At 45.9% G+C, this 571-nt stretch carries 1 protein-coding gene; it reads left to right on the plus strand.

Annotated features, from left to right (window positions below):
• On the plus strand, positions 1 to 571 hold a 571-nt coding region (locus tag AC1D7X_RS25850; RefSeq protein WP_495476446.1), incomplete at both ends, for an AMP-binding protein.

Raw genomic sequence — 571 nt, forward strand, 5'->3', positions numbered from 1 at the left:
GATCGTCTAGCCGCTGTGTTACGGTCGAAAGGTACGAGGAGGGATCGTTGTGTAGCGATCATCGGGGATCGTTCGATCACGATGATTGTCGGTATGTTGGCAGTGTTGAAAGCAGGAGGAGCATACATGCCGATGGATCCGCAATATCCAACGGAACGTCTGAGTTATCTGCTTCAGGATAGTCAGGTAGAGATCGTGTTGGTACAGAAGGCATATGCGGAACTAGTGTTGGGATGTTCGGCCGTGGTGCTGGAATTGGAAGATGAGGACAATTATGTAGTTCAGAACTCAGATCACTCACAAATAACTAGTGACTTGGATGGAATTGAACAGAATACCAGCGTCAAAGATCTCGCTTACGTGATGTATACATCAGGTTCAACAGGTCAACCGAAGGGTGTAATGATTGAACATCGCAATGTGGTACGTCTCGTCAAGAATACGAACTACATTCGTTTTGAAGAGGGAGATCGTATTTTACAGACAGGATCTCCGGTATTTGATGCCTGTACCTTTGAAATCTGGGGAGCACTGTTGAATGGGCTAGAGCTGTATGTAGTAGACAAATACA

This window comes from Paenibacillus sp. Y568 (assembly GCF_059445545.1).